Origin of the sequence: Escherichia sp. KS167_9B (assembly GCF_030295215.1) — a bacterium.
GTDB lineage: Bacteria > Pseudomonadota > Gammaproteobacteria > Enterobacterales > Enterobacteriaceae > Escherichia > Escherichia coli_F.
The window spans coordinates 354,713-381,097 of record NZ_AP025754.1; the positions used below are offsets into that span (position 1 = coordinate 354,713).

24 protein-coding genes and 2 pseudogenes are annotated in these 26,385 nt (G+C 50.4%); 6 read left to right on the forward strand and 20 right to left on the reverse strand.

Annotated elements, in window-relative coordinates:
- Nucleotides 1–18: 18 nt before the first annotated feature.
- Nucleotides 19–87 (reverse strand): annotated as a pseudogene (gene ykgR, locus QUE34_RS01800) (small membrane protein YkgR); the annotation flags it as partial.
- 229 nt (nt 88–316) lie between these two features.
- Nucleotides 317–1,201: a LysR family transcriptional regulator gene (locus QUE34_RS01805; RefSeq protein WP_001119037.1), complete on the reverse strand. Its 885-nt coding sequence runs from the start codon at nt 1,199–1,201 to the stop codon at nt 317–319.
- 264 nt (nt 1,202–1,465) lie between these two features.
- On the opposite strand from QUE34_RS01805, the gene QUE34_RS01810 reads away from it, so the two are divergent.
- A complete protein-coding gene (locus QUE34_RS01810) occupies nt 1,466–2,524 on the forward strand; it encodes an alpha/beta hydrolase (RefSeq protein ID WP_123058987.1) in 1,059 nt (352 codons plus the stop codon).
- A gap of 141 nt (nt 2,525–2,665) precedes the next feature.
- A complete protein-coding gene (locus QUE34_RS01815; protein ID WP_123059891.1) occupies nt 2,666–3,793 on the forward strand; it encodes an MFS transporter in 1,128 nt (375 codons plus the stop codon).
- 178 nt (nt 3,794–3,971) lie between these two features.
- Here the strand turns inward: QUE34_RS01815 and paoD are convergent, their stop codons facing one another.
- The 4 genes from paoD to paoA are packed head-to-tail and all read right to left on the reverse strand — an operon-like array spanning nt 3,972 to nt 8,775.
- Complete coding sequence (gene paoD, locus QUE34_RS01820) at nt 3,972–4,928, reverse strand: molybdenum cofactor insertion chaperone PaoD (protein ID WP_032302490.1); 957 nt, start codon at nt 4,926–4,928, stop codon at nt 3,972–3,974.
- Between the two features lie 9 nt (nt 4,929–4,937).
- Entirely contained in the window at nt 4,938–7,136 is a 2,199-nt protein-coding gene (gene paoC / locus QUE34_RS01825; RefSeq protein WP_103253300.1) for an aldehyde oxidoreductase molybdenum-binding subunit PaoC, read from the reverse strand.
- The gene (gene paoB, locus QUE34_RS01830) at nt 7,133–8,089 is read right to left on the reverse strand and encodes an aldehyde oxidoreductase FAD-binding subunit PaoB (protein WP_000643332.1); all 957 of its coding nucleotides are present in this window, start codon (nt 8,087–8,089) and stop codon (nt 7,133–7,135) included. The genes paoC and paoB overlap by 4 nt, the downstream gene beginning before the upstream one ends.
- The gene (gene paoA / locus QUE34_RS01835) at nt 8,086–8,775 is read right to left on the reverse strand and encodes an aldehyde dehydrogenase iron-sulfur subunit PaoA (protein WP_000070682.1); all 690 of its coding nucleotides are present in this window, start codon (nt 8,773–8,775) and stop codon (nt 8,086–8,088) included. Before paoA ends, paoB begins: the two co-directional genes overlap by 4 nt.
- 406 nt (nt 8,776–9,181) lie before the next feature.
- Between paoA and QUE34_RS01840 the strand changes: the two genes are divergently transcribed.
- A complete protein-coding gene (locus QUE34_RS01840; RefSeq protein ID WP_001019920.1) occupies nt 9,182–9,796 on the forward strand; it encodes a YagU family protein in 615 nt (204 codons plus the stop codon).
- Between the two features lie 248 nt (nt 9,797–10,044).
- Here QUE34_RS01840 and QUE34_RS01850 read toward each other — a convergent pair whose 3' ends face one another.
- The 7 genes from QUE34_RS01850 to ecpR all read right to left on the reverse strand — a co-directional run bounded on the left by QUE34_RS01850 (nt 10,045) and on the right by ecpR (nt 17,480).
- On the reverse strand, nt 10,045–10,374 hold the full coding sequence (locus QUE34_RS01850; protein ID WP_001307600.1) for a YkgJ family cysteine cluster protein: 330 nt from the start codon (nt 10,372–10,374) through the stop codon (nt 10,045–10,047).
- Between the two features lie 313 nt (nt 10,375–10,687).
- The gene (gene ecpE, locus QUE34_RS01855) at nt 10,688–11,398 is read right to left on the reverse strand and encodes a fimbrial chaperone EcpE (RefSeq protein ID WP_001361803.1); all 711 of its coding nucleotides are present in this window, start codon (nt 11,396–11,398) and stop codon (nt 10,688–10,690) included.
- The gene (gene ecpD, locus QUE34_RS01860) at nt 11,367–13,010 is read right to left on the reverse strand and encodes a fimbrial adhesin EcpD (RefSeq protein ID WP_032302492.1); all 1,644 of its coding nucleotides are present in this window, start codon (nt 13,008–13,010) and stop codon (nt 11,367–11,369) included. Before ecpD ends, ecpE begins: the two co-directional genes overlap by 32 nt.
- Nucleotides 13,000–15,525: a fimbrial usher EcpC gene (ecpC, locus tag QUE34_RS01865; protein ID WP_032302493.1), complete on the reverse strand. Its 2,526-nt coding sequence runs from the start codon at nt 15,523–15,525 to the stop codon at nt 13,000–13,002. Before ecpC ends, ecpD begins: the two co-directional genes overlap by 11 nt.
- A 25-nt stretch (nt 15,526–15,550) precedes the next feature.
- Nucleotides 15,551–16,219: a fimbrial chaperone EcpB gene (ecpB, locus tag QUE34_RS01870; protein WP_000716391.1), complete on the reverse strand. Its 669-nt coding sequence runs from the start codon at nt 16,217–16,219 to the stop codon at nt 15,551–15,553.
- Between the two features lie 56 nt (nt 16,220–16,275).
- Complete coding sequence (gene ecpA / locus QUE34_RS01875) at nt 16,276–16,863, reverse strand: common pilus major fimbrillin subunit EcpA (protein ID WP_000730972.1); 588 nt, start codon at nt 16,861–16,863, stop codon at nt 16,276–16,278.
- A 74-nt stretch (nt 16,864–16,937) separates the two neighbouring features.
- Nucleotides 16,938–17,480 (reverse strand): ECP biosynthesis operon DNA-binding transcriptional regulator EcpR, encoded by a 543-nt coding sequence (ecpR, locus tag QUE34_RS01880; RefSeq protein WP_024166199.1) that lies wholly within the window; start codon nt 17,478–17,480, stop codon nt 16,938–16,940.
- An 824-nt stretch (nt 17,481–18,304) separates the two neighbouring features.
- Here ecpR and ykgL point away from each other — a divergent pair.
- Nucleotides 18,305–18,531 (forward strand): annotated as a pseudogene (gene ykgL, locus QUE34_RS01885) (protein YkgL).
- A 34-nt stretch (nt 18,532–18,565) separates the two neighbouring features.
- On the opposite strand, the gene ykgO reads toward ykgL, so the two are convergent.
- The 5 genes from ykgO to QUE34_RS01910 all read right to left on the reverse strand — a co-directional run bounded on the left by ykgO (nt 18,566) and on the right by QUE34_RS01910 (nt 22,216).
- Nucleotides 18,566–18,706 carry a type B 50S ribosomal protein L36 gene (gene ykgO, locus QUE34_RS01890; RefSeq protein ID WP_000866436.1) on the reverse strand — a complete coding sequence of 47 codons (141 nt, stop codon included), beginning with the start codon at nt 18,704–18,706 and terminating at the stop codon, nt 18,566–18,568.
- Nucleotides 18,706–18,969: a type B 50S ribosomal protein L31 gene (locus tag QUE34_RS01895; RefSeq protein ID WP_000803998.1), complete on the reverse strand. Its 264-nt coding sequence runs from the start codon at nt 18,967–18,969 to the stop codon at nt 18,706–18,708. Before QUE34_RS01895 ends, ykgO begins: the two co-directional genes overlap by 1 nt.
- Nucleotides 18,970–19,334: 365 nt before the next feature.
- Nucleotides 19,335–19,436, reverse strand: a complete 102-nt coding sequence (gene ykgR / locus QUE34_RS28390) for a small membrane protein YkgR (protein ID WP_032183332.1) — start codon at nt 19,434–19,436, stop codon at nt 19,335–19,337.
- Between the two features lie 472 nt (nt 19,437–19,908).
- Nucleotides 19,909–21,051, reverse strand: a complete 1,143-nt coding sequence (locus QUE34_RS01905) for an NADH-dependent flavin oxidoreductase (protein ID WP_000182343.1) — start codon at nt 21,049–21,051, stop codon at nt 19,909–19,911.
- A gap of 244 nt (nt 21,052–21,295) precedes the next feature.
- Nucleotides 21,296–22,216, reverse strand: a complete 921-nt coding sequence (locus tag QUE34_RS01910; protein WP_000860032.1) for an alpha/beta hydrolase — start codon at nt 22,214–22,216, stop codon at nt 21,296–21,298.
- Nucleotides 22,217–22,372: 156 nt separating this feature from the next.
- Between QUE34_RS01910 and QUE34_RS01915 the strand changes: the two genes are divergently transcribed.
- Both QUE34_RS01915 and QUE34_RS01920 read left to right on the forward strand, forming a co-directional pair.
- Nucleotides 22,373–23,299 (forward strand): LysR family transcriptional regulator, encoded by a 927-nt coding sequence (locus tag QUE34_RS01915; RefSeq protein WP_105268578.1) that lies wholly within the window; start codon nt 22,373–22,375, stop codon nt 23,297–23,299.
- A 201-nt stretch (nt 23,300–23,500) separates the two neighbouring features.
- Nucleotides 23,501–24,394 carry a LysR family transcriptional regulator gene (locus QUE34_RS01920; protein WP_000910706.1) on the forward strand — a complete coding sequence of 298 codons (894 nt, stop codon included), beginning with the start codon at nt 23,501–23,503 and terminating at the stop codon, nt 24,392–24,394.
- 30 nt (nt 24,395–24,424) lie between these two features.
- Here the strand turns inward: QUE34_RS01920 and QUE34_RS01925 are convergent, their stop codons facing one another.
- Both QUE34_RS01925 and QUE34_RS01930 read right to left on the reverse strand, forming a co-directional pair.
- Entirely contained in the window at nt 24,425–25,414 is a 990-nt protein-coding gene (locus tag QUE34_RS01925; protein WP_001172288.1) for an aldo/keto reductase, read from the reverse strand.
- Nucleotides 25,415–25,440: 26 nt separating this feature from the next.
- Nucleotides 25,441–26,292 carry an aldo/keto reductase gene (locus QUE34_RS01930; protein ID WP_001174452.1) on the reverse strand — a complete coding sequence of 284 codons (852 nt, stop codon included), beginning with the start codon at nt 26,290–26,292 and terminating at the stop codon, nt 25,441–25,443.
- Nucleotides 26,293–26,385 lie beyond the last annotated feature (93 nt).

The following is a 26,385-nucleotide window of genomic DNA, read 5'->3' on the forward strand; positions in this document are numbered from 1 at the left end:
AACAGTTTATGGCCGTTATTAATAGAAATGGAGGAATAAATAGGCGTATTCTACTATTGCAACAAAAACAACGATATTGATCGGTTTTCATAATGAAGTAACCTGACAGATATAAAAATGTTGATTGAGGCTAAATTCCCGGATGAAGGTTGTCGAGGGAGCCAGGTACTTTTTTCTTATGGGTGATCTCAATTACTGGATAGTCCCCTTGTACAGATAAGACCGCTCTTTCTCGCTCAAAGCGGCCCCTGGAATTGAACGCAGAATGACTACCTGACACAATATTGCACAGTGAAGAGTCGGTCGTTGTTAACGTTCAGATTTTCAATGTATCAATGACCATCCGCAGAGCGGGGGAGACGTTGCGATGAGGGTAATAGAGAAACAATCCCTCCATTCGCAGGCTGTAACGCTGCAACACTCTGATAAGCTTACCGTGTTCTAAATCATCCGCAACCAGTTCAACAGGAACATAGGCCAATCCGAGGCCCAGTCGGGCGGCTTCTGCTTCCATATAGCTGTCGGATAGGGCCCATTGCCCTTCAGGCCGGTGGGTAATTTTTTTATCATCCTGATTGAGTTCCCACTGGTATACGCTGCCGTCGGCAAACTGATAGGCGATACAGGGATGCGCCTTTAAATCCGCCGGGGTTTGCGGAAAACCATAGCGACGAAAATGTTCCGGAGTCCCCACAATTGCCATCTCCATATCGGGCGTGATGCGTACCGCGACCATACCCTGGCCGACTTCAGGCCCCAGGCGGACACCAGCATCGAATCTTTCCTCGATGATATCGACGAACCGGCTCTCATTTATCAGTTCAAGCCGGATATCAGGATATCGCTGTTTAAATACCGCCAGCTTTGGCAGCAGGCATTTATCAATCGCGTGCTGGCTGGCATTGATACGCACCGTGCCGGAGGGCGTCTCTCGATAGTGCGCCAGTGTGGCAAGCCCAAGATCTAACATTTCAAATCCAGATGCCGTCTTCTGGTAGAGCTGCTCGCCTGCTTGCGTCAGCGACAGTTTACGCGTGGTGCGCACCAGCAGCTGGACGCCGAGCCTTTCTTCAAGCTCGCGAACAGAACGGCTGACTCCTGACTGAGCAAGACCCAGCCGCTGAGCCGCTGCGGTAAAGCTGCCTTCCCGCACCACCTGCATAAACAGGTACAGCTCGTTGTAGTTCTCCCTTTTCGCCATTGAAACATCCCCCCTTCATGCCGGCAATCTCCGCATTAATTTATAACAATATGGTATTAATCTTAGCATTAATCGCCCCCTAATCAGCACTAATTCTGCTCACTATAATGACCCCATCAAAGTAAAGCACCGCAGTGTTGTCCGTCGGAAACCTGTATCTCTCTGTTGTTTTTTATGGGGATTTTTATGAAAGCCTTCACCCGAACGCTAAAAACCGCGATGCCGACCATGCTGCTTTTCGCATCATTAAGTGGAGTCACGACAATGAGTTATGCTGATTCAACCAATCCTAATGCCCCTGTGTCCATGACAGATAAATGGGATAAAACGTTCGCCGAGAGCCAGAAAGTCGATCACCGTAAAGTCTCGTTCCCGAACCGATATGGCATCACCTTAGTGGGCGATCTTTACCTGCCTAAAGACCGTGGCGATCGCAAGCTGGCGGCGATTGCGGTCAGTGGGCCATTTGGCGCGGTGAAAGAGCAATCCAGCGGCCTGTATGCGCAGACGCTGGCGGAACGAGGGTTTGTTACCCTGGCGTTCGATCCTTCTTACACCGGGGAAAGCGGCGGCTATCCGCGAAACGTCGCCTCACCGGATATCAACACTGAAGATTTCAGCGCGGCGGTGGATTTCTTAGGGCTGCAAAAAGAGGTAGATCGCAACCGTATCGGGCTACTCGGTATTTGTGGCTGGGGCGGCATGGCGCTGAACGACGTGGCGATGGATACCCGCGTTAAAGCGGTTGCTACCAGCGTGATGTATGACATGAGCCGGGCGATGGGCCATGGTGTGGGGGATGGCGAAGACCGTTATTCTACCGCCGACCGTCGTGCTGTTCTGCAATATCTGAATGAACAGCGCTGGAAGGATGCGCAGAGCGGAACGTTCGCTCACGGTGGTCATGATATTAATGTCGATAGCAATGGCAAGGTCAGTGCGGGCGAGCGCATTCTGCCAGAAACGCTGCCGGCAAATCCTCATTCGGTACTGAAAGAGTTCTTTGACTACTATCGCATGCCGCGCGGCTTCCACGAACGTTCCGTTAACTCTACCGGGGCGTGGACGGCAACGATGCCGCTGTCATTTATGAATATGCCGCTGTTGAGTTACGCCAGTGAAATCACCATTCCGACGCTGATTGTGACCGGTGAGAAAGCACATTCACGCTATTTTGCTGAAGATGCTTACAAGGCGGTTGGCAGTAAAGATAAAGAGCTGGTGGTGGTACCAGGGGCAAATCACGTGGACCTGTACGATAACGTGGCCGGAAAAATACCTTTCGCGAAGTTCGAACAATTTTTCCAGACCAAACTGAAATAAAACCTCTCCTGAATTGATGCAAAGCCACCGGCCATAGGCTGGTGGCTTTTATCCTGGCCTTCGTGAAATTTCACTATGTCGACGCTAAACCAAACACCATCACCTCATCATCATCGCGCATACTGGGGCGGTATTTTTGCCATGACCCTGTGCGTGTTTGTGCTGATTGCTTCTGAATTTATGCCCGTCAGCCTGCTCACGCCGATTGCCCGCGATTTAGGCGTGACGGAGGGGGTGGCTGGGCAGGGGATTGCTATCTCCGGCGCACTGGCGGTTCTGACCAGCCTGACGCTTTCAACGCTAGCAGGAAAAATGAATCGTAAATTCCTGCTGCTGGGAATGACGGTTCTGATGGCCGTATCGGGGCTTATTATTGCGCTGGCTTCCAGTTATCTGATGTATATGGTTGGTCGCGCGATGATTGGTGTGGCCATTGGCGGATTCTGGTCGATGTCTGCGGCAACGGCGATTCGTCTGGTGCCGCAGCAACAGGTCACGCGTGCGCTGGCGATTTTCAATGCCGGTAATGCGCTGGCGACGGTCGTGGCCGCGCCGCTGGGAAGCTATCTGGGGGCTACGGTCGGATGGCGAGGCGCTTTCTTGTGCCTGGTGCCCATGGCGGTTGTCGCCTTTATCTGGCAGTGCATCAGCCTGCCCAGTATGGATGCGAATAAAAGCCACACGTCATTTGGCACGGTATTCCGCTTATTTAGCCGCCGCATGGTTGTGGTCGGCATGATAGCTTGTGGCCTGTTTTTCATGGGGCAGTTTGCGCTATTCACCTATGTGCGCCCGTTTCTGGAGTCGGTGACACGGGTTAATTCCTCAGGCTTGTCGTTGATTTTGCTGATTATCGGCGTGGCCGGTTTTATTGGCACGCTGGTTGTTTCGGCATTTCTCAACAGAAAATTCTACCCCACGCTGATGGCCATACCCGGACTTATGGCCGTCATTGCTATCGGCCTGATGCTGACCGGGCATCTGGTCTGGACGGTTTCGTTGCTGTTAGGACTCTGGGGCATGCTGGCCACCGCCGCGCCAACCGGATGGTGGACATGGATTGCGCGTACGTTGCCTGACAACGCCGAAGCCGGAGGCGGGCTCATGGTCGCGGTGATTCAGCTCGCCATCGCCCTTGGATCAACGGCAGGAGGCATTGTGTTTGACCGCCTTGGCTGGCAGAGCACGTTTGCTATGAGTAGCGTGCTGCTCCTTTGCGCTGGCGTACTGACCTTTGTTACCGCACGCCAGAAGGCCGGTGCGCTTTAGTCCGGCGAGGGCGCGTGTTGCTGAATAAGTTACACAAGGCGATGAGCGCCCACTATGGGTTGGGCGCTCTTTTAAACGATTTAGGTGATTTTCTAAAACGGCTACTGCAGATTTTTCTCTTAATTTATGGTATTTCCCCCGGAGGCGAGAAAGCGCTCTCCACGCCCGGCCGCAAGGATCACGACGACGGGGGCAGGCATGAATCCTCCTCCTGATGGAGACGTACAGAAGCGACTTCTGCCAGCACGGAGAGTGCCAGAGTATGCGCATCCCGGGCTTTGGGGAATATCCCGATGGGTGCCCGGATTTGCGCTGTCTCCTCCCTGGACCATCCTAGCTCGTGGAGCTTTTGCAGACGTAACGTGTGGGTTCGATAGCTGCCCAATGCGCCGAGATAAAAGGGTTTTGCCTCTCGCGCGGCCTGCAACACTGGCAGCTCCCGGTTGAGATCATGGCACAGCAAAATGACCGCCGTATCGGTATCGATCTGAGCGCTGGCTGAGGCCGGAAAAATATCGAAGATATGGCTGTCATAGCCTGTGGCTGCTGCAAGACTCGCGGTTGCCTGCGCCTCAAGAGAACGTCCGTAAATCATCAGCCTGACGCATGGCCTGAACCCCACCTCAAAGCCATTGAGATTCCAGCCCGTTCGGGTTTGCGTGGGCAGGCACACCAGCGATTGAGCTTGCGGATCGTAGCGCAGACCCGCCGGTTTTCTCTGTTCCAGGCGGTTCAGCACGGCGAGCAGAGGCTGTGCCGAGCGTAGTTTATGGAGCGTCAGCGTGATCCCACCGCCGCAGGGCAGAACGATGTCAAACCACGGCGAACCTTCGCCATAGCGAATTTCGCGATCGCAGCCTGAGCCCATCACCTCCAGCGCTTCAAAAGCGGCAGCGGCCTCCACGCAGCCGCCAGAGACAAAACCGCAGTAACGACCATCTTCGCGCACCACCATCTGTGCTCCGAGCGGGCGCGCCGCGCCGCCGCGTATCTCCACCAGCGTCACCAGCACCGCTCCTTTACCGGACATTAGCGCCTCTACGGCGAAGCGCAGAATGGTCCGGTGGTCATCGGTGAGAAACGCCTGCTCTGGCTTATGCCAGTGCTCGTCTTTGTCAAAAAGCGAGTATGACATTGTTCCTCCTTAAACCACATCCGGCAGTTTATCGAGCAGCTTATCCAGAGTGATGGGATAATCCCGTACCCGAATACCGGTGGCGTTATACACCGCGTTGGCGATAGCCGCGCTCACGCCGCACAGGCCCAGCTCACCGACACCTTTGGCCTTCATCGGGGAGGAGATGGGGTCGGTATCATCCAGGAAAATCACCTCCTGTTTTGGGATATCCGCATGAACCGGCACCTCATACCCCGCCATATCGTGATTAACGAAGTAGCCCAAACGGTCATCTACCGCCAGCTCCTCCATCAGTGCCGCGCCCATGCCCATAGTCATCGCGCCAATGACCTGGCTGCGTGCAGTTTTCGGATTCAGAATGCGCCCCGCTGCGCACACGGCGAGCATACGCCGGACCCGAACTTCTCCCGTCGCGCTATGCACGCCGACCTCCACAAAATGCCCGGCAAAGGTCGATTGCTGGTACTTCTTGCTGAGAGTGCCGAACTCAATGCTCTCTTCCGCTGTCAGTCTGCCGCCTGCGGTGGCCTCATGTAGCGTGGCGCTTCGGGTACCGTTGGTAATCTTGCCGTCGGCAAACTGCGACTGCTCAGGATCAAACCCGACCGCCGAGGCAATCATTTCGCGAAGTTTCACACAGGCGGCGTAAACGCCGGAGGTGGAGGTATTCGCGCCCCATTGTCCACCAGAACCCGCAGAAACCGGGAAACTGGAATCGCCGAGGTGAACCGCAACCTGCTCCAGCGGTACGCCAAGCATTTCCGCTGCCGTCTGGGCCAGAATGGTGTAGCTGCCGGTGCCAATGTCGGTCATGTCCGTTTCTACGGTAACGGTGCCATTTTGTTCGAGGTGAACCCGAGCACCCGATTTTTCCAGCAGATTATTGCGAAAGCCCGCCGCAACACCGTGGCCGACTAGCCACTCCCCGTCGCGCACCTGTCCGGGTGTGGCGTTGCGCTGCTTCCAGCCAAATTTATCCGCTCCGGTGCGCAAGCACTCGATAAGCTGACGGCGAGAGAAGCGGCGCGTCGGGTCGGCGGGGTCAACCTGAGTGTCATTCAGGATGCGAAACTCGACGGGATCGATGCCCGCTTTTTCCGCCAGTTCGTCGATCGCGATTTCGAGCGCCATCAGACCGGGGGCTTCGCCGGGCGCACGCATGGCGTTCCCTTCCGGCAAATCAAGCGCGGCGAGCCGCAGGCCGGTATGACGGTTTGCCCCTGCGTAGAGTAATTCGCTTTGCTGTACCGCCGTTTCCGGCGTGCCGCCGGGCAGGTTTCCGGACCAGCTTTCATGTGAGATAGCGGTGATTTTCCCGCTCTGGTCGGCACCGATACGCAGGTGCTGAAGGGTGGCGGGGCGGTGCGTGGTGTTATTGGGAATAGTGGGGCGGGGGAGCATCACTTTAACCGGACGTTTCACCGCACGGGCGGCGAGGGCCGCCAGCAGCGCATCGCTTCTCAGGAATAGCTTGCCGCCAAACCCTCCGCCGATATACGGGGAGATAATACGCACATTCTCCACGGGCACTTTCAGCGTTTTTGCCAGATCGGTGCGGCACCAGTCAATCATCTGATTTGAGGTCCAGAGGGTAAGCTTATTTCCATCCCAGACGGCCATCGAGGCATGCGGCTCCATCGCCATATGGCTCTGGTCCGGGGTCGTGTATGTAGCATCAATTTTCACCGCAGCGGAGGTGAAAGCCCCGTCAAAGTCACCAACGTTTTTATCGGGCGTGTCTTCCGGCGGCTGACTGACGGCCTGTTTCTCGTCCGCCAGGGAGTAAGCTCCTTTATTACGGCGATAGTGCGCCTGCACCAGCGAGGCCGCCGCTCGCGCCTGTTCGAAGGTCTCGGCCACTACCAGCGCAATGGCCTGATGATAGTGCTCAATAGTGGGGCCGCCTAACAGCCTGGCGGTGTTTTTGTCGCCTTTGCCGAGTGCCCCAGCGTTACTGGCGGTAATGACAGCCAGTACGCCCGGCGCTTTTTGCGCGGCGTCCGTATCAAGGGCGGTGAGGCGTCCTTTGGCAATGGCGGAACCGACGATATAGCCATAGGCGGCGTTGGGGGCTTCTTCATGCCATTCGTAGGCGTAGCGTGCCGTGCCGGTAGTTTTCAGCGGTCCGTCGATGCGGTCATGGGGACGACCGACAACCTTCAGCTGATCGATCGGGTTTTCCTCTGCGGGTTTATCAAATTTCATGCCTGTGCCCTCGCTTCAGCCAGTACGGAGGCAAGCGTTCGCTTCGCCAACAGGAGTTTAAAGGTATTTTCAGCGGTGGGATGGGCGCTGGCGAACAGCGCGTCATACACGGCCTGCGCCCCCTGGGATAGCTGAGCATCCGCAGCCTCAATGCGCCAGGGCTTATGTGCTACTCCGCCCAGCGCGACGCGCCCGCTGCCGTCAGGCTGAATAATCGCCGCGACCGATACCAGGGCAAAGGCGTAGGAGGCGCGATCGCGCACCTTGCGGTAGATATGTTTTCCGCCGAGCGGCGGAGGTAACGTCACCGCAACGATAAGCTCACCGGGAAGCAGGGCGGTTTCAATGTGCGGCGTTTTCCCCGGTGGGTGATAAAAATCAGCTAGTGTGATACTGCGAGTTTTTCCCTCCGGCGTGATGGTTTCCACCACCGCATCCAGCAACCGCATTGCGACCGCCATATCGCTCGGATGGGTGGCAATGCAGGCTTCGCTTACGCCTACCACCGCGTGCTGACGGCTAAAGCCTTCAAGTGCCGCGCAGCCGCTCCCGGGCAGGCGCTTATTGCAGGGCTGATTGGTGTCGTAAAAATAGGGGCAGCGCGTGCGCTGGAGCAGATTACCTGCGGTGGTTGCCTGATTACGTAACTGACCAGACGCGCCAGCGAGCAGAGCGCGGGAGAGTACCGCGTAATCACGACGCACGCGCTCGTGAGCCGCCAGGTCGGTGTTCCGTACCAGTGCGCCGATGCGCAGCCCACCCGCGTCGGTCACTTCAATCTTATCGAGCCCGAGCCCGTTCACATCGATAAGGTGGGTTGGCGTTTCAATTTCCAGCTTCATCAGGTCCAGCAGATTGGTCCCGCCAGCGATAAATTTTGCGCCGGGTACGCGCTGAGCGCTAAGTGCCGCCTCGGCAGGGGTGTTCACACGTTCATAGGTAAACGCCTTCATGATTTTATCTCCCCCGCAGCGTCTTCAATGGCGGCAAGGATGTTAGCGTATGCACCACAGCGACAGATGTTGCCGCTCATACGTTCACGGATCTCATCGGCAGTTCTTTCTGGAGGGGAAACCAAATCGACCGTGACGTGACTGGGAATGCCGTCCTGAATCTCTTTTAGCACCGCTACTGATGAGCAAATTTGCCCGGAGGTGCAGTAGCCGCACTGGAAGCCATCATGCTTGATAAAGGCCGCCTGCATGGGGTGAAGATTCTCTGGTGAACCCAGGCCTTCAATGGTGGTGATCTCGGCCCCCTGATGCATGACTGCCAGCGTCAGGCAGGCATTAAGCCTGCGACCATTGACCAGTACGGTACAGGCTCCGCACTGTCCGTGATCGCAACCTTTCTTGGTACCGATCAGATGCAGATTTTCACGCAAAGCGTCCAGTAGCGTGGTTCGGGTATCCACCTCAAGCTGCTCGGTTTTGCCGTTCACCTTAAGTGTCAGGGGCATTATCTCTGGCGCGGGTGTAGCTGCCGGAACGCTTGCCGCAAGCGTAGAATGAGGATAAACCACGGCGGTCGCCGCCGTTGCGGCGCTCACTTTAATCAGATCGCGGCGGGTCAAACTAAAATCGTGCGGCTCGTGCTTCCCAACCCGATTATCTTCGGGGTATTCGCCTTGGTTGCTCATACCAGGCCTCCGGTATTCTAAAGGGGAAAATAAGAGTGCGTTGCGAGAGTGTTGATGCTTTTTTAAACGTTAAGCATAGTCGGTGAGAGCAGGAGGATTATTCTTAAAACGCGAATGCAGCTATGAGCCCGGCTAATTAATTCATATTCGCCGATGACGGGAGCTAGTTTATTGCTTTAGTTGTGCGATGCAAAAACCGATAAGGAAACCTGTGATTGTCAGCTCTGCATCACCCTGCAAATCGTTGTCACTTCTAACAAAAAAATATGAAGAAATAATGGAGCTTATATTAATTGGCGATTAGGTAACCATGTGGTTATACAAAACAATACAGTTCTTTACATTCATCTTGTTTTATGAATACTCCTGAAGAGGTGTACAACATAATGAAACAAACAGGGTAAATATGAATATATTTGAACAAACTCCACCGAACCGCAGACGTTATGGTCTTGCTGCATTCATTGGGCTAATTGCTGGCGTTGTTTCCGCATTTGTGAAGTGGGGGGCTGAAGTTCCATTGCCGCCACGTAGCCCGGTGGATATGTTTAATGCAGCGTGTGGCCCGGAATCATTAATCAGGGCTGCTGGGCAAATTGATTGCTCCCGTAATTTTCTCAATCCTCCGTATATTTTTCTTCGGGATTGGCTGGGGCTGACAGATCCCAATGCGGCTGTTTATACCTTTGCCGGGCATGTCTTTAACTGGGTTGGTGTTACGCACATTATCTTTTCGATAGTGTTTGCTGTCGGTTATTGTGTGGTCGCTGAAGTATTTCCAAAAATTAAACTCTGGCAGGGCTTACTGGCAGGTGCTTTAGCACAACTTTTTGTTCATATGATTTCATTCCCTCTCATGGGACTTACGCCACCTCTCTTTGATCTTCCGTGGTATGAGAATGTCTCTGAAATTTTTGGACATTTAGTCTGGTTCTGGTCCATTGAAATTATTCGCAGAGATTTACGAAACAGAATTACTCATGAGCCAGACCCTGAGATCCCTTTAGGCTCAAACAGATAATGCATTGAATGATAAAAATGGCGCAAATACAGCGCCATTTTTATAGGTTAAAAACATTGTTTTTAACTTTCTGATGCAGATAGCCAGTGAGTACATCGCGCTACTTCAGGATGCTGTAGATCCGGAGAACCCTATAGAGGAAGAGGCATTGTTGCTGGCAGATGGAAGAAGTTTCGGGTTTTGTTATCCCTGAAAAACGAAGCCCCGCGATTATAGCTGGCGGGGCAGTGCAATTAATTATTGCATCTTTATAACGGTGTCAGCCCGTATTTAGCTCTTGCACGATTGCAAGCCTCATTGACTTCTCCGTTCTCACCAGACATGGCGAATTCTCTGCACGTGGACGATCGATTTTTATATATCGTGCAGCAGGCATTTTTGCCCGGTGTTCCTGCAAGGGCAATACATCTGGGGTTTTTCTGATTGGTACCGCTCATGCATCGGTGAAAAGGGGATATTTGTTCAGTGAGCCTGGCGGGAATGGTACCGCCAGCATCGTCGGCTTCGGCCCAGTAAAAAGAGACGCGGAAAAATGCACAACAGGCACCACACGTCATGCATGGATTCAGATTGCTCATAATTCACCAGTACAGCTATAAATCGTAAAGAGAACAGCGGTACATCGTATGTAAGAACGTACCGCGGTTGGCTGGGGAACTTTCGATAGTGTGAGTATTGAATGATTTCCAGCCGTTACCGATTTTACGTACTAATTCGTGAAGAAACCACTCGTTAGCAGGCTGCCTGGCACTTTTCCGTGTCTCCTGAACACTATGGTGTACATATGAGAAAGCCCATCATTACAGGTGACATTGACGATCGCTTCCACATCATTTAAACGATTATTTGAGTCTCTGAGGTGGAATTCTTCCCTCGTCCGATGGATAAGTCTTAGTCCGCCGAAGGGGGCTTAGCAGGACAGGAATCGCTAATCTTAATGAATTTGTCGTTATAGACCAGATAATGATTCCCCGGCTGACGTAACTCAGGCTGATGAACTACGTCTCCCGGACGTAGATACCAGGCGTCGCCTTCCTCTTCGGTCGAATCACATCCTGGTTTAATCAGTAGCTTAAACCACGTGTTGCCGGTGTTACTTACCGTTCCTGTCACCTGGTCGAAGGACCATTTAAACTGAACCTGACGAGGTCGTACTACCAGAATGGTATCCATCACCACCACCGGCTCAGTGCTGACCTCGCCGCCGGTTGGGCTGCGTCTTGTCTGGTTGCGAGTGGGGACCTCGCGAAATGAGACCCGGTAGTAGCGCTCGCGGTTATCCTGGGGGCCATGATAGTAAAATTTAAAATACTCACTCTCACCAGCCTGCAACGCCAGCTGGCGGGGAGCGAAAAGCAGTTCACCATCCACCGGTCGAGTGCGCAATTCACTGCTGCCTGGGCTATCGATGGCACTGATGGCAATACGGTATATCCGCGCGCTTTTGTTGTTATTCACTACACGTTTGCTGACAAAGTCAGTCTCGGACGGCAGCGAAAATGTCAGATTGCCGACCGAAATCGCCTGTGTCAAAGGTGCCGCCAGCATACAGACCACTGTCAGCAGGGCCTTAGTTAATGTTACGCCACGTCGCCTGAACATGAATCTCTCCTGAAGCGCTGACTTCGCCAAACCAGCCGTTATCATCTACCGTACGCAGCGAAATGGCGTTATCCATTGGAATCGAAAATTTGACTGTGGTCTTATCCATCTGCCCCACTTCGCCAGAGATATCAGTCCACGGTGTAGTCAGCCACAGCGCATCGGTCATATCCCGCCAGCTATCATCGCACCCGGCATCGTAGGTTTTTGTAGCTCCGTTGCGGGTAATAAAGGAAAGCGTCGCCGGGAACGGTACTTTCGCCTTACCGTCATCGGAGCTGAAGACACAATAGGAGCGCCCGCCAATCACCTGCGCGGGTCCGGTCACCTTGATCAGCACTTCGTCGGCAGCTGTTTTACCGCTGGTGGTTACGATATAGCCGAAATCGAGTGCCGACTCGCCGCTGCCAACATATCCCTCCCGCGACGGTGTCTGAGTATATTCATCGGAGATAATACTGATGCTGAAATCACGGGGTTTGATAATCAGCGTGTTGGAGGTAGAAAATTCATACCAGCCAGACTCCGGTGATGTGGTGTTCTGAAAGCGAAAGTTGAATAGATCTTTGGTGTTGATATCGCTGATCCCCAGGTTCACCATCTGCTTAAAGAAGTTGCTCGAGAAGAAAACATAGATCGAGTCTGCGCTCTTCATCTCGTTGAAGGTGTAGTAATAGGCGGTATTGCTCACCGGTTTCCATGAACTGCCATTCAGACTGAACTGCATATCGTACGCCCCGACGGCCGAGGCTAACGACGAGTTGGCGATCGCCGGGAATATATGGATTGAGGTGTTGCTGAGCCCGTTTGTTTGCAGGGTATAGTTAACCATCTTACAACTTAATCCTGAACGGCTGCCGATGGTTTGCGTCCGGCAGTCGGCGTTCCCTTCGCCCAGAGTCGGTACTCCGTCGCTGTTGATAAATACCTCCGCCAGCGAGTGGGTATTTATCAACCGCAAATTTGCTGCTTTCGTATGGGTGACGTTGCGAACATACCAGTTGCCGGAGGCCTGATCCTTACAGCGCGCGCCGCTGCTGGCGTCATAGTTCACTGAGGTTTGGCAGGCATTGATGGTCATCGTAAAGCTGCTGCCAACGGGCATTTGTTGCAGATACTGGTAAAACGCGTCTGACAACATGCCGTGCATCCACTTCGAGCCGCCGCTGGTCACCGTCGCGCCATAAAATCCACTGGCGTCGGTGGTTTGCGGCAGGATAAGACTGGTGGTCATATTACACCCTGCGTACCAGTTGATGCAGCGCAAGCCAGTTAAAGGAGATGAAACCGGCGAATTTTCCAGCCACATATCAAACTTCCAGTTGGTATAAAGGCCGGTGTTGTAACCGTTATCAATGTAGCCGAGGCTTTGTTGATAGATGGTTCCTGAGCCAGTGTATTTTAAACCGGTCCAGCGGTTGGCACCGGTCAGGCGCGGATCCAGCGCCCCGCCAGGAGTGACGAAAAAGTTGTCGTCTGAGTTGTTTTCGACAAACACAAACTCGCGTGCCGGTGCATCCGCCCAGATTGTTTTGCTCACTGCAGCTCTGAGCGCGGTTGCTGGCCAGAATAGCGCAAAGATTATCATCGCTATCAGTAGGTTAACTCTCATTCTCTTCTCCTGTCTGCGTCACCGCCGCCCACGATGAGAGGCCGCTGCAGACCACATCACCGACCCAGACGGCACCGCGCGCCTGGTTGAGTTCCAGTGCCACTTCGCAGGTTTTATTGCCACTGTAGCGAAAATCGATAGTGGGGTATTTCTTATCCACGTCCATGACAAACTCGCCGTTTTCATCGGTTCGGGTTCGGCCGATATGGTTGTTAATCCGTGCGTTAGCCAGCAGTGTGCCGTCTTCTGCACGGATACGACCGGAGACGGTAACCATCTGCTTCACCTCTGGCTCAATGACGGCGACATTGCCTGGATAGAGGGTCAGATGGCTTTTGCGGCCGCTGACGATATCGTAGCTGTCGAGTGAGTTTTTGCTGTTCTGCAACTCCACCTCATATCTCCCATACGCAGAGAGCGGGAGGTAGTTGCGCTTGCCGTTAAGCGGGAAAATCCGTCCGTTGATTTTGGCGCTGATCTGACCGTCGTCCTCCAGCCCGGTATTGAATATCACCCCGGCGTTGCCATCAGTCCGCCCGCTGGCAGCAATGTTTTTACCCTGCCAGCCAACGCTGCCATTGGCAGTTAAGTTGGTATTGACGTAGCCGTCCGCCGCGCTATTGACGTTCAGCGTTCCGCTGGCGTAACGAGCGTCGAACTGTGCATACGCCCCACCGCTGAGGGTTTTGTCATCACCGGTATCGCCGGAGATGGCTCGTGACAGATTGGCACCAACAGTGCGAATGGTCCCTTCATCAAACTGCTTGCGTGCTGACAGGTTTGCCATGGTGTAGCCGTTTTGATGAGTCATCCCTGCGCTAAACCAGTTGCCCAGTGGTAGCGAGAGATCGAGAGCGATATATTTCCCTGTATTGGCGTTGCTATCGCCGTTGTTATAGCGCTGAATACCGGCTCGCAGGCCAAGCGAACCAAAGGTACCGCTGTAGACATTTTGATAGTAATCTGCCGTGTAATAATGGCTGTTGTAACGGCGGTCATCATTGTAGCTGATGCTGAATGTGCCCAGCTTCGACCACAGTGAGTTCAGGTTGAGTGTGCCGCCGATTGCACGGTTGTCGGCATCGCTACGTCGCAATTGATTGCCAATGCGGGTTTTTTCCTGATTAACCCATAGCGAACTAAAGCCTCCCGGTAGAGTGGCGCTGATGCTGCCGATGCTGCTCCATGAGCTGTCACTGGCCAGCATATTTTGCAGGTTAACGTTGATCGCTCCCCCAAGCGGCAGCGTCAGACGGGTTTCACCCACGGCCTGATTATCGTATCCATATCCCGTTGCCGCCCAGCTAAGCGTACTCAGTGAGCCGGAGCTCGAGGCACCTGCTAGCCAGCTATCTTTAGCTGGTCGCGTCTTTTTCCCGTTTTCCGACCAGCGATCCATATGAAAGTTACCGCCCCATATTTGCCACGCCAGTGGCGCACCGACGCCGCGCCCCCGGCTAAACAGCTTATTGACCCGCTGGGTGCGTTTGCTGATCACGCGACCGTTAACGATCACCTCAACTTCCACATCGTAAATACCGTACGGTAGACCTCGGGTATCCACTTCATGATTGCCCATGGTGAAGTTCTGAACACTCAGTAACCGCCCATCACGGGTGAGATGTACTTCGCCCGCTGCAGGTAAAAAGGCGATCACTGGCGTGGCCGACTGGCTGCTGTCGAAGATGGTGGAGCTGGCCTGGTTTCCCCAGGAAAGGCCGTAAATCTTCCCTGCTGAAATGGCGGTCATCGGCCCTAAGGACTGCAAGTTCCAGGTGTCGAGCATTCCACCGGCAAATCGGTGACCAGCAAAATCGCGTTCATACATCGCTTTATATAATTCACTGTCCTGTTGACCGCTACCGATCCCATACAGCGAGCCGTCGAGTACCACATGATGTTCGCGCAGTGCTGTCACGTTATTTAGCGACAGATAGCTGGATGTATTGTTCCCGCCGTTACGCAACTGGTTGTTATAGATGCCGAAGTTATAGCTCAGGTTACTGCTGAGGGTGTTAACACTGGATTGCCCGATGTCTTCGCTACGTGAGCGTAGTACGGTGCCCAGTGCTTCGCGCTTGACCACCAGCTGCAGCAGCAGTTGGCGCAAGCTGAGATCCAACTGCGCGTTGTCAGTCAGGGGGATGGTAAGGGCCTCATTGAACGGGGTGTTCGCCAGATCCATCAGCTGCTGTCGAGTTTGTTCGCTGACACTGGCGTTATCTTCACTCTCTTCCAGCTGTATTTTCCGGATGCGTAACTGTCCATCATCCAACCAGATAAAAGCGCTGCCGATTCGCTGATCGTCCTGGCGACCCTGGCTACCGGCAAGATGAATATAGAGCGGGACGCTCATGCCGTCCTGAAGCGCCTGACTGAAGGCCTGCGGAATAATCACCCCACCTATTTGCTGCGCACTTATGTCAGCAGCGCTGGCATCGGGCTGAACGAACAAAAAGACCATGCCGAAGGCAAACTGGGCTTTCAGTCCTGGGGAGAACCGTCGTAAAGGCATTGTCGTTATCCATCTGCACAGCTATCTATTTCACGGGAATGAACTTATCACCCTGCCAAAGTGCAACCCGTCCTTTGTTATCCGCCGTGTCCACGCGGGTAAAACGACGCGACTTGCCCGGCATCAGGTAGTAGTTCTCTTTACACTCCTTACCATTGGCGGCTTTCAGGCAGGGGCCGTAGGCGAGGATCCGCAGCGTCGCATTTCCTGTATTTGTCAGGGAGCCGTTGGCGTACTGAAAGCGGTAGTTCGCCTGGCGGGGGGCGACGACCAGAATGGTGCCGATGCGGGCGGAAGCAGTGGCTACAGCGCTGCGGTTGGCATTATCGCGCTGCGCATCACTGAGGGCCTGATCAAACCAGACAATGCGGTAGTAGCGCTCTTTTTCATCTACTGGTCCCTTATAGAAGAAGCGGATCACTTCGCTGGCTTGGGCGGGTAGCAGCAAGCTGGCGGGAGTGAGTAGCAACTCATCCGGCTTGTCCATTGCGATAACCTGCCCGTCGTCAAGCGGTGAAGAGAGCCGTTCGAGACGGATATTGATGAGGCGACCACTGTCGGTACTGTTTTTGATTGTTTTGCTCAGCGTGCTGCTGTCACTGTTCATAAACGATGATATATCGCCGACATCCAGCGCCTGGGCCGGAGATATTCCGGCAAACAGCAGAGCGAGAGGCAGAAGGTGCTTTTTCATAACAATTCCGTCCAGGAATAAAGCAGGGGGCTACCCCTGCTGGTACATCAAAGAGATCAACTGGTCCAGGTAGCGTCGAACTGTACGCTAACGTCGCCGCTCCAGATGCCTTCCGGTAGAGTGCTGTAATCGGTTACTGCGGTGGTACCATTGGTGGTACCGCTGATGATGGAGAAGGTGAAACCATCCTGTGCGGTGGTACGATTGCTGGCATTGTAACCGTTAGCCAGCGGGCTAAGGTTGCCGCCCAGTACGCCGTTGGCGGTATCGATCATCACGGTATCGCCAGTTTTTTCGACTGCCGCGCCGTTATAATCCACGCCCACATTCAGTGTGGAACCTGAGGTATCCAACTGGGTTAAGGTGTTGGTGATAAGACGTGAGGTCAGTTTAAAGGCGGTAGCCGTTGAGTCACCCTCAATAGCCACGTCAAATAGACCTTTCTGTGAGTTAAAGCCTTTAATGCCTTCGGCATACTGGAACGCCAGGCTACCGAGTGGCGTCACAACCAGTTTACTGGTGGTGTCTTTTTTGGCTGTTGCCGACCAGGTCGCTACAGCCTGAGCTGTTACGTCAGCAGCCTGCGCCACACCCATGCCGGTAAACACCGTTACCAGAGCTATTGCCAGAACCTTTTTTTTCATTGCTTTTCTTCCCGAGTTAAATTGAGGACATGATGTCCCTGTGAGTCATTTTTTAAAACTAACTTGCCTGGAGTTTACGGAACCAACTTATATATTTTTGAGTACAGCTTGGCCTCAGCATTACGCCGATGGGTATACACTGTCTTCACACTACAATTTTCAATTCTGGCAATCGATTTAGGCAGCATTCCCTGGGCCGTCATGCGGATAATTTCCATTTCCCGGTCCGTGATTTTATCTTTCTTAATATCTTTTTTGAGAAACCTGCCATTAATCACATAGGCCAATTCGTTTCTAATATCACGACTCAGCCCAGCGTATACCACGCCCCTAATATTGCTGTTGTAATACCAATAATTTGCTAAGGCTTCTGACTTTCTGGCCGCAATCAATACGACCTGTTTCCCCTTTACCGCGGATAACCATTCGTTATCACGGTTTATAAACTCAGTTAAAGAATCCGTATTGAGATTGATAAACACGAAATCTTTTCTAATTTTCTCCAGCGATAGATAAATTAATCTGTCGATATCCACAATCAGTTCAGAGAGTCCTTTATAGAAGTAGGCGTCATGGGGAGACCAGATGTATTTATCAGAACGGTTTTGATATTCCATATGGTTTTTAACCTCATAGTCCCTGCTGTAATCATTTTGCCATGTCACTACTTTCCAAACCTGTAATTTTTACAGGTACATTCAGTGTTGTTAGTAAATCGGAAGTAAATAAGATACGTAGCACATATCAATATAGGTTAAACGAGATTAAGTTTTAATTATTTTCGATTGGGCTTAAATTTATGTTTTTTTCCTGATGAGTGTCAATATGTGAACAGAAAAGGAATTCCATGGTTAAGTCAATATTTACTAAAAATGAAAATATTGCTTTTTTGATAAGAAGAAAAAGACATTCAGTTTCATAAGGTTATTGGCAATATAACGTTCAATTCTTACTTGCATTTTATATTAGCCAGGAACTTTGCCCTGAGGTGTTAGGAATAGTCTTAATGCGTTTTGTGCTCGACTAGTAAAAAAACAAGTTTTAATGATAATAAATAGAACATAAAACTATTATTGGCCATCATTAAAGAATATTTGACAATCAATAAGATATTTTAATGGATTAACATGCCGCACAAAATGGTTATAAGTGTTCATTCCAATAAGTGATGGAAAATTGAACGGGTGTAAGTACGTCATCTGTTCGGTAAGCCCCCCAAGAGCCAAATTAAGTGAAGTTAAACGAAGGCTGCCAGCTGTCACAGGAACGATGGCCTCTTTGACAGGGCACTGCGTGCAGTCATCTGTGCGCGTTACTCTAACTGGCACTCGAACGTCGGCGATGGGGTTACTGGTGGATCAGGCTGTTCCTGTGGCGTAAACGTTTTTATGTTAGTACCAACAGATTTACCACATTTATCATCTTAACAGTTTGAGTGTAAATGCAGGCTGCTCCGCAAAGGGAGGGGGCGGAGTGGCTTGTTCAGTCTAAAAGAGAGTTGATACCAGCATACAGGGGCGAAGCTGGTCAACAAATCAACATTAATATAATGGAATATTCGGAGAGAAACGTCAGGCAGTTGGCTTTAAATGAACAGGAAGAATATATCCCCAGGAAATTAATGTTGGTGTTATAAACACACCAACATTAATCCGGTCTGATTATTAATCAGACAAATATCGTTAATCCGGCGAATTATGAATCAACGCTTTTTCTTACGCCCCTGAACGGCCTTAAAACGTGGATTAGATTTACAAATCACATACAGCCGTCCTTTTCGCTTCACAATCTGACAGTCTGGATGGCGTTCTTTTGCGGTACGCAGAGAGTTAAGGACTTTCATCACGCCCCCTTTTTCGTGCTAACAAAACGACCAAAACGTTGGGTGAACCGTGCAACATTTCCTTCTGATGCCACTGTTCTCAGCTTCCCTGTATAGAACGGGTGCGATTTCGAAGAGACATCAATTGTCACGTACGGATACGTTACGCCATCCAGCTCAATCTCACGGTCTGTTTTGATAGTCGAGCCGATTTTAAAGTACTCATCAACACTGGTGTCATGGAACACCACAGTACGATACTCAGGATGGATATTGGGTTTCATCATTTTTATCTGTTATGTTATAACATAACTGTAAAGATACATGCTCATCCGGATCATTTCAACACCCAATCCCTGTGACCATTTGTGGTATGTGGAATTTCGGCAACGGGGAAGTCTGGCATTGTTAGCAGCCATTGGCGACGCTCCCATAAACGCCTGGATGAGTGATTGATGATGGTTTCGCTGAGAGTATGAATTTTTCGAGAATGGAGGCTATCTCCACTTTACTGGCCGATGATTTATCGCAGTTTGATTGATTACCTGACAGCGTGTATTCCTCTCCCACGGATATAATAATTACTTAAAAAAAAAGGGAGAGGATGCATCTTTTGAATATTGCTGAAATGAACAGTTTATTGCCGTTATTAATAGAAATGGAGGAATAAATAGGCGTATTCTACAATTGCTACCAAAACAACGATATTAATCAGTTTATGACTGATTTGCTGTACTTTATTCTCTTTCATTGGTACTTCCTCGCTTTAAAAAAGAGTGCACTTCGTAAGTGCCCTTATATAAATAACGAGTTTGGTCAACCAATTTTTTGACATGTATCACAAATTTGAATAGATGTATTACATCGGCTATCTTTTATTGCCCCAATGTCATTGATATATGTCGCCTGAAGTCAGTCCGGGAATGAGTCTGATCTCAAAACTGGCCCAGCCCTGGCGTTGATTGGCGCTGAGGAGCATACCTCATCTCATCATAATGTCGTATCTCCTGGGGTGTTATACAAGATATCGTTGTTGGTAACCTGGGAAAGGAATTGAGTTCTATTAAACCGTCAAGTATGCCGGATACATACTGGATTACACAGCAGGCACGCCTTATGAGAGAACGTGCCGCAGTGACGGGTTAATTATCTGAAAGAATTTGCGAGGCTGTATCGGTTACTCATTGGTTTGATAGTTTTACTCTCGGGAGAGTAATAGATATTTAATCCATTAACGGAAACCAGCCAGTTCCTTTCGATGCCTGAATTTGATCCCATAGTTTATCCGGAATGGTTAATTCAGGAACGCGTTGTGGATTAAGGGCTGTTTGAATTTCATGACTTCTACCTGATTCAGCTAAAGTCACCCATTCTGGATTTATTACCAGCCCTTTACCGATTGCAACAAGTGGCAGGCCAGCGGAAATTGCTTCTTGAGCCTGAGACGGTGTGCGTATTTTACCTGCGGCGATTACCGGCACTCTGCCTGCAATATGATTTAAAATCAATTCAATAGTTCGGGGGCCATTTGGCGACTCAACAGGGTAGCTATCGTTAATACTGACCAGCGAGGTATGTATATACGAAATACCGGATGAAATGAGCCGATCAAGGAGTTTATAAGTATCCTCTATCCGCAGACCCCCTGTTACAGATTCTTCAGGAGATATTCTGTAACCGATGGCAAAGGGCTTTGTCGCATATTCATAGACTACATTTTTTACTTCCTGTAATACGGCCAGCGGGAAGCGCATACGTCCTTCAAGATCTCCTCCCCATCGGTCATTACGCTGGTTAAATAGAGGGGAGAAGAAATTCTGCAGAAGGAATCCGTGCGCACCATGAAGTTCAACGCCATCAAAACCTGCTTTAATCGCCCTTTTTGTGACATCTCCGAATGCTCTAATGGTTTCCTGAATTTCGTTTTCAGTCATTTCCCTGCTTTGTACCACTCTCTTCATAAAGTCACCAGATTTTACGCTTGATGCGCTGGCACTAATAACATCGTAATTTGGCACAAGCTCCGGGATGGCTTTATTACCGGCGTGGAAAATCTGCAAAATAGCCGGAGCACCGCCACTTTTGGCTGCAGCAGCTAACTTTTCAAGGCTGTTAATGAAACGGTCGTCATACGCGGCAAATTCATGAGTAAACCCAATGCCGCTTGGCGTGACATAGGTGCATCCTGTTATTACTAAACCAACATTTTGTGAGCGACGTTTATAAAATTCGAGTTCTTGCTCAGAGATGGTTCCATCAGGATTAGCTGACCAGGTTGTCATAGGAGCCATAACGATACGATTACGTAGCTTTATTTTTTCTGTCAGCATAAAAGGAGAAAACAATGATGGGTGTTTATTTGTCATAACAATACCTCAAATGTTTATCTGATTTTGATGCGTATGTTTTAACTGGTTAGTTGTTGCCAGCTTTGGAACCAAGATTTCTGGCTTTATTTATAATCCCTTCAAAGGGTTTCTAATAATCTTAATGATTGAGTTACTGCTTTTTTGTTTCTTTAATGAAATTTCTTTTTGAGTAATTTCATTATTGTTGTGTAGTCAATAAAGGATAAATGTCAGGGAGATAAGGAATCTCCCTGTAAGATTATTACAAATGTGTTTTATAAAAAGGAATTAATTTATCGAGCGCCTGTTTCACAGGTTCTGGCTTATCATACAGGTCGTAATGTGAATAACCTTCAACCACGACCAACTCTTTATGTTTTGAGGCTGCACGACCAATAATTTCGCAGCCGTCACGATAGGCACCAAAAGCGCCCACTCTATCGCCCACTACAACCATTAGTGGTTGAGTTAACAGGACTTCTGCAAGATGAAAAGCATCCCAGCCCACGGCAACAGTCTGATGTGAAAATAGCGAACGATTTACCCCATTAGGCGCACAGCCTCGTGGTGAACGATAATATTCTGTTGCTTCAAAAAGGTCTATTTCTGTTAATCCCGCTTCAAGAGCTGCTTCCGGAGAAGAAGGGAGCAAATCATCTACGCGAAGTTTTGCGCCGTTAGCTTCGTCTGTTCTTTGTTGCGCCATTGCTTCGAGTGCTCCGATAGGATTAAACGCTGTAAATCCCTCACGCATAAGACGCCCGTAGTTTGCACCCGTGACAGTACCAATGGCTTTAATCCGACGTTCTGTCATTGCGGCATTAATGGCATATCCACCTCCACCACAAATACCCAGTACACCAATACGCCCGGCATCAACGTAAGGTAAGGTGGTAAGGTAATCAACGACAATGCTGAAGTCTTTTACTCGCATTGTTGGATCTTCCAGATAACGCGGTTCTCCACCGCTGCTTCCCTGAAAACTGGCATCAAAAGCAATGACGATAAAGCCAGCTTTTGCCAGGGCGGCACCATACACACTACCCGATGTCTGTTCTTTGCAGCTTCCAATTGGATGGGCACTGATAATGGCAGGATACTTTTTTTCACTATTAAAATCGTCAGGGAAATAGATATCAGCAGCTATATCCCAGTAAGTGTGTTTTATCGAAACCGTTTTCATTTCAAGCTCCAGGGATTTGCCTAAACAGATTTAAATATCATTTCTATTATCCGCAACTGGCATTCGTGTTCATATCGCGAACGGCGTAATAGTATGACTTGTATTGGTTATCATCAATGGTCTAATATCTATCACAGTGTTAAGTTAAGGTTTACAATGATGAAAATAGAGCCTTCAATTTTGCCTTCTCTTGCCAGGTTTGCGCTGATTGTTCGTGCCGGCAGTTTTTCCAGGGCAGCCTCTGAAATGGGTATTACGCGGGCCGCATTGTCCCAGAATTTAAAATCTCTTGAGGAACGTCTTAACACCAAGCTGATATACCGTACGACCCGCAATATGTCGCTTACTGAGGAAGGACAGCATCTGTATGAAGTGCTGGTGTCGGCTTTGGGGCAAATTGATGATGCGTTGAAAGATGTCGGTGATACCCAACTTGAACCTACAGGACTGTTGAGAATAAATTCCTCCCGTGTTGCAGCAAGGATGCTTATTGAGCCTCATATTGGCGAGTTTCTTACTCGTTACCCCAAAACAAAGATAGAACTCATTATGGATGACGGTTTATCTAACATTATTGCGGACGGCTGTGATGTGGGCATACGTCTTGAGCAAGGACTGGATGAGCATATGACTGCCGTTCCTGTTTCTCCGCTTATTAAACTGGTTACTGTGGCATCGCCAGATTATTTAAAAGAACACGGTATTCCTGAAACTCCTCAGGAATTGAGTAACCATAATTGTCTTCGGTTGCGGCATAAAAGTAGCGGTGCACTCTCAGCATGGGAGTTTTCGAATGTTGTGGGGGGTAATGAAGAGTTCGAAATAGAGGTGTCAGGTAAGTATATTTCTAATGATGACGAAAGCATGATACGAATGGCGCTGAATGGAACGGGTATCATTCAACATCTGGATTTTGCAATCGCTGAACATATCAATGCGGGCAAGTTACAGCCGATTCTTGAGGATTGGGCCGTTTCATTTTCTGGATTTTATATATATGTTTCATCACGGGTGAGAATGCCCTCTAAAGTTCGTGCTTTTATTGATTTTATGGTGGAGAAAAGAGTAAAAATAGAAAGTTAATGATGTGTGTCAGAATATCGGTAAGAAGAATGACGCAATCGTGAGGATACGTTTATTCATAATAAATCTCCTGAAAGTTTAGAATTATTTTCGATACAGCCAGATTATCATTGTTACTAATAATGTGGTTAAAATAATAGCATCTATGCTCCCCCCTTCATGAGTGTCTGTGAAGAGGATGCTTCTACAAGGAAATCGCCAATGCTCAAAGAAAACTTCAACGAACTGCAAATCTTTCTTGTGGTGGCAAGAGAGCGAAGTTTTACCAAAGCAGCGGGCAAACTCGGCGTCTCTCAGTCTGCACTTAGCCATGCAATAAAGGCTCTGGAGGAAAGGCTCAATATCCGCCTCCTGACACGGACTACCCGCAGTGTGGCTCCCACAGAAGCGGGGGAGAGAATCATTGCCTGCCTTGAACCGCGTATTGACGAGCTTGAACAGGAACTGGAATCACTTATTCAATTGAACGGCACGCCCTCCGGGAATATTCGGTTATCTGCCGGGGAACATGCCGCGCGAAGTCTGGTCTGGCCGAAGCTAAAACCTTTTCTCAGAGAGTATCCCGAAATCAATGTCGAACTGGTGGTGGATAACGGTTTTGTCGATATTGTTGAAGGCCGTTTTGATGCCGGGATACGACTGGGTGAAAATGTTGATAAAGATATGGTTGCAGTCAGGATTGGACCAGATATGCGGATGGCTGTGGTGGGAGCTCCGGCGTATTTTGCTGCAAACCCTGCGCCTGAAACGCCTCACGAGCTACAAAATCATCGCTGCATCAACATGCGTTTGCCAACTGCCGGTGGGCTTTACCACTGGGAGTTCGAGCGAGAAGGGAAACCGCTTCGCGTTAAGGTTGATGGGCAGCTGACGTGTAGTCCGTTGCCAGAAAGAATTGATGCCGCCTTATCAGGGTTTGGGATCGCTTGTGTCCCTGAAGACATGGTTCAGGAGTATATAAAGTCAGGCAAGCTTATTCAGGTGTTACAGGAGTGGTGTCCAACTTTTCCTGGGTATTATCTTTACTACCCCAGCCGCAAGCAGCATCCGCCAGCTTTTGCGCTGTTGATCGATGCGCTTCGCTACACCGAATAACGGGTCCTTTATCCTGGACCCGTTTGGGTATTAGCGGCCTACGCGTGCCTGATGTTCAGGCGAGTAACGTTCACCGACGATTTTAATTGTTTCCAGCGCCTCGGTTATCTGCTGCGTATCTTTCTGCGAAAGAACAATGTCAGCAGCGGCCAGGTTTTCTTCCAGCCGGTTCAGTTTAGTGGTGCCAGGAATGGGAACAATCCACGGCTTTTGTGCTAATAGCCATGCCAGTGCGATTTGTGCAGACGTTACCCCTTTCTCCGCAGCCAGTTCACCTAACAAGGTGACCAGTTTTTCATTGGCTTCAATGGCTTGTGTTGCGAAACGCGGTACGGTGCTGCGGTAATCATCTTTGCCGAAAGTGGTTCCCGGCTTAATCGCCCCTGTCAGGAAACCTTTACCTAGTGGGCTGAAGGGGACAAAACCAATTCCCAGTTCCTCCAGCAACGGCAGAATTTCCTGTTCAGGCTCACGCCACCACATGGAATATTCGCTTTGCAGGGCGGTGACAGGTTGTACCGCATGTGCACGACGAATGGTTTGTGCTCCTGCTTCAGACAGGCCGAAATGTTTGACCTTACCTTCTGCGATGAGGTCTTTCACCGTTCCTGCAACATCTTCAATAGGAACATCTGGATCAACACGGTGTTGATACAGCAGGTCAATAACATCTGTTTTCAGACGACGTAATGATCCTTCAACGGCTTCACGGATATGTTCCGGACGGCTGTTTAAAATCTGCTGCTTATTATCATCGCCGAAGGTAAAACCGAATTTAGTGGCAATTACCACGCGGTCACGAAACGGTTTTAAGGCTTCGCCGACCACTTCTTCATTCAGATACGGACCATACACTTCGGCGGTATCGAAGAAGGTGACACCACGTTCAACCGCAGCACGAATAAGTTCGATAGCCTGACGGGTATCGGTTGCCGGGCCGTAGCCGTGGCTTAAGCCCATGCAACCGAGCCCAAGGGCGGAGACTTCGAGTCCGGATTTACCCAGATAACGTTTTTGCATTGAATGAATACCTCTTTTATCGCGGCTTAAACATCAAGTTTGCGGCCAGTCAGCCATTCCACCATTGCGGGATCGCGGTGAGAGAAGAACGCGCTGGTTGCGGTATCCAGGGCGGTAATTTGCAGCATATCTTCAGGGCTGAGTTCAAAATCGAGAATGTTGATGTTCTCTTCCATGCGTTCTTTTCGCACTGATTTTGCCAGTGAAACAATGCCTCGTTGGTAGATCCAGCGCAGAACAACCTGGCCCACGCTTTTGCCATACTTCTCGCCAATTGCTGTGAGAACAGGATGCTGGAACAGACCATTTTTCCCTTCCGCAAACGGTGCCCAGGCTTCTGGCTGAATGCCACGACTTTGCATCCACGGAACGGCCTGTAGCTGCTGATTGAAAGGGTTAACTTCAACCTGGTTTACCGCCGGAACGACGTTATTAAAAGCGATAAGGTCTGCCAGTCGGTCAGGATGGAAGTTACTTACGCCAATAGCGCGAATTTTACCGGCCTGTTGCAGCTCTTCCATGGCACGCCAGGCTCCGTGGACATCGCCATATGGCTGGTGAATCAAGTACAGGTCAACGTAATCAAGTTGCAGTCGATTCAGAGAGCGTTCGAACTGGGCTTTGGCCCCTTCGTAACTGGTATCCTGCAACCAGAGTTTCGTGGTGACAAAGAGTTCGTTACGGGCGATACCGCTTTGTTTCAGTGCGTTCCCGACCTGGATTTCATTTTGATAAGAGGCGGCGGTGTCAATCAGTCGATAACCGCTGTTAATAGCGTCAATGACCGCTCTTTCGCATTCGGCGGCATCGGTCATCTGAAATACACCAAAGCCCAACAGGGGCATTTCAATACCGTTGTTCAGTTTTACTTTTTGCATGGTGTTATCCTTTCGTTATCGTTCATGAGAAGCATAACGTAAAGGGAAAAGCTCGATTAGACGGCAGGATTTGTCAGGGGTTATGAACAAAAT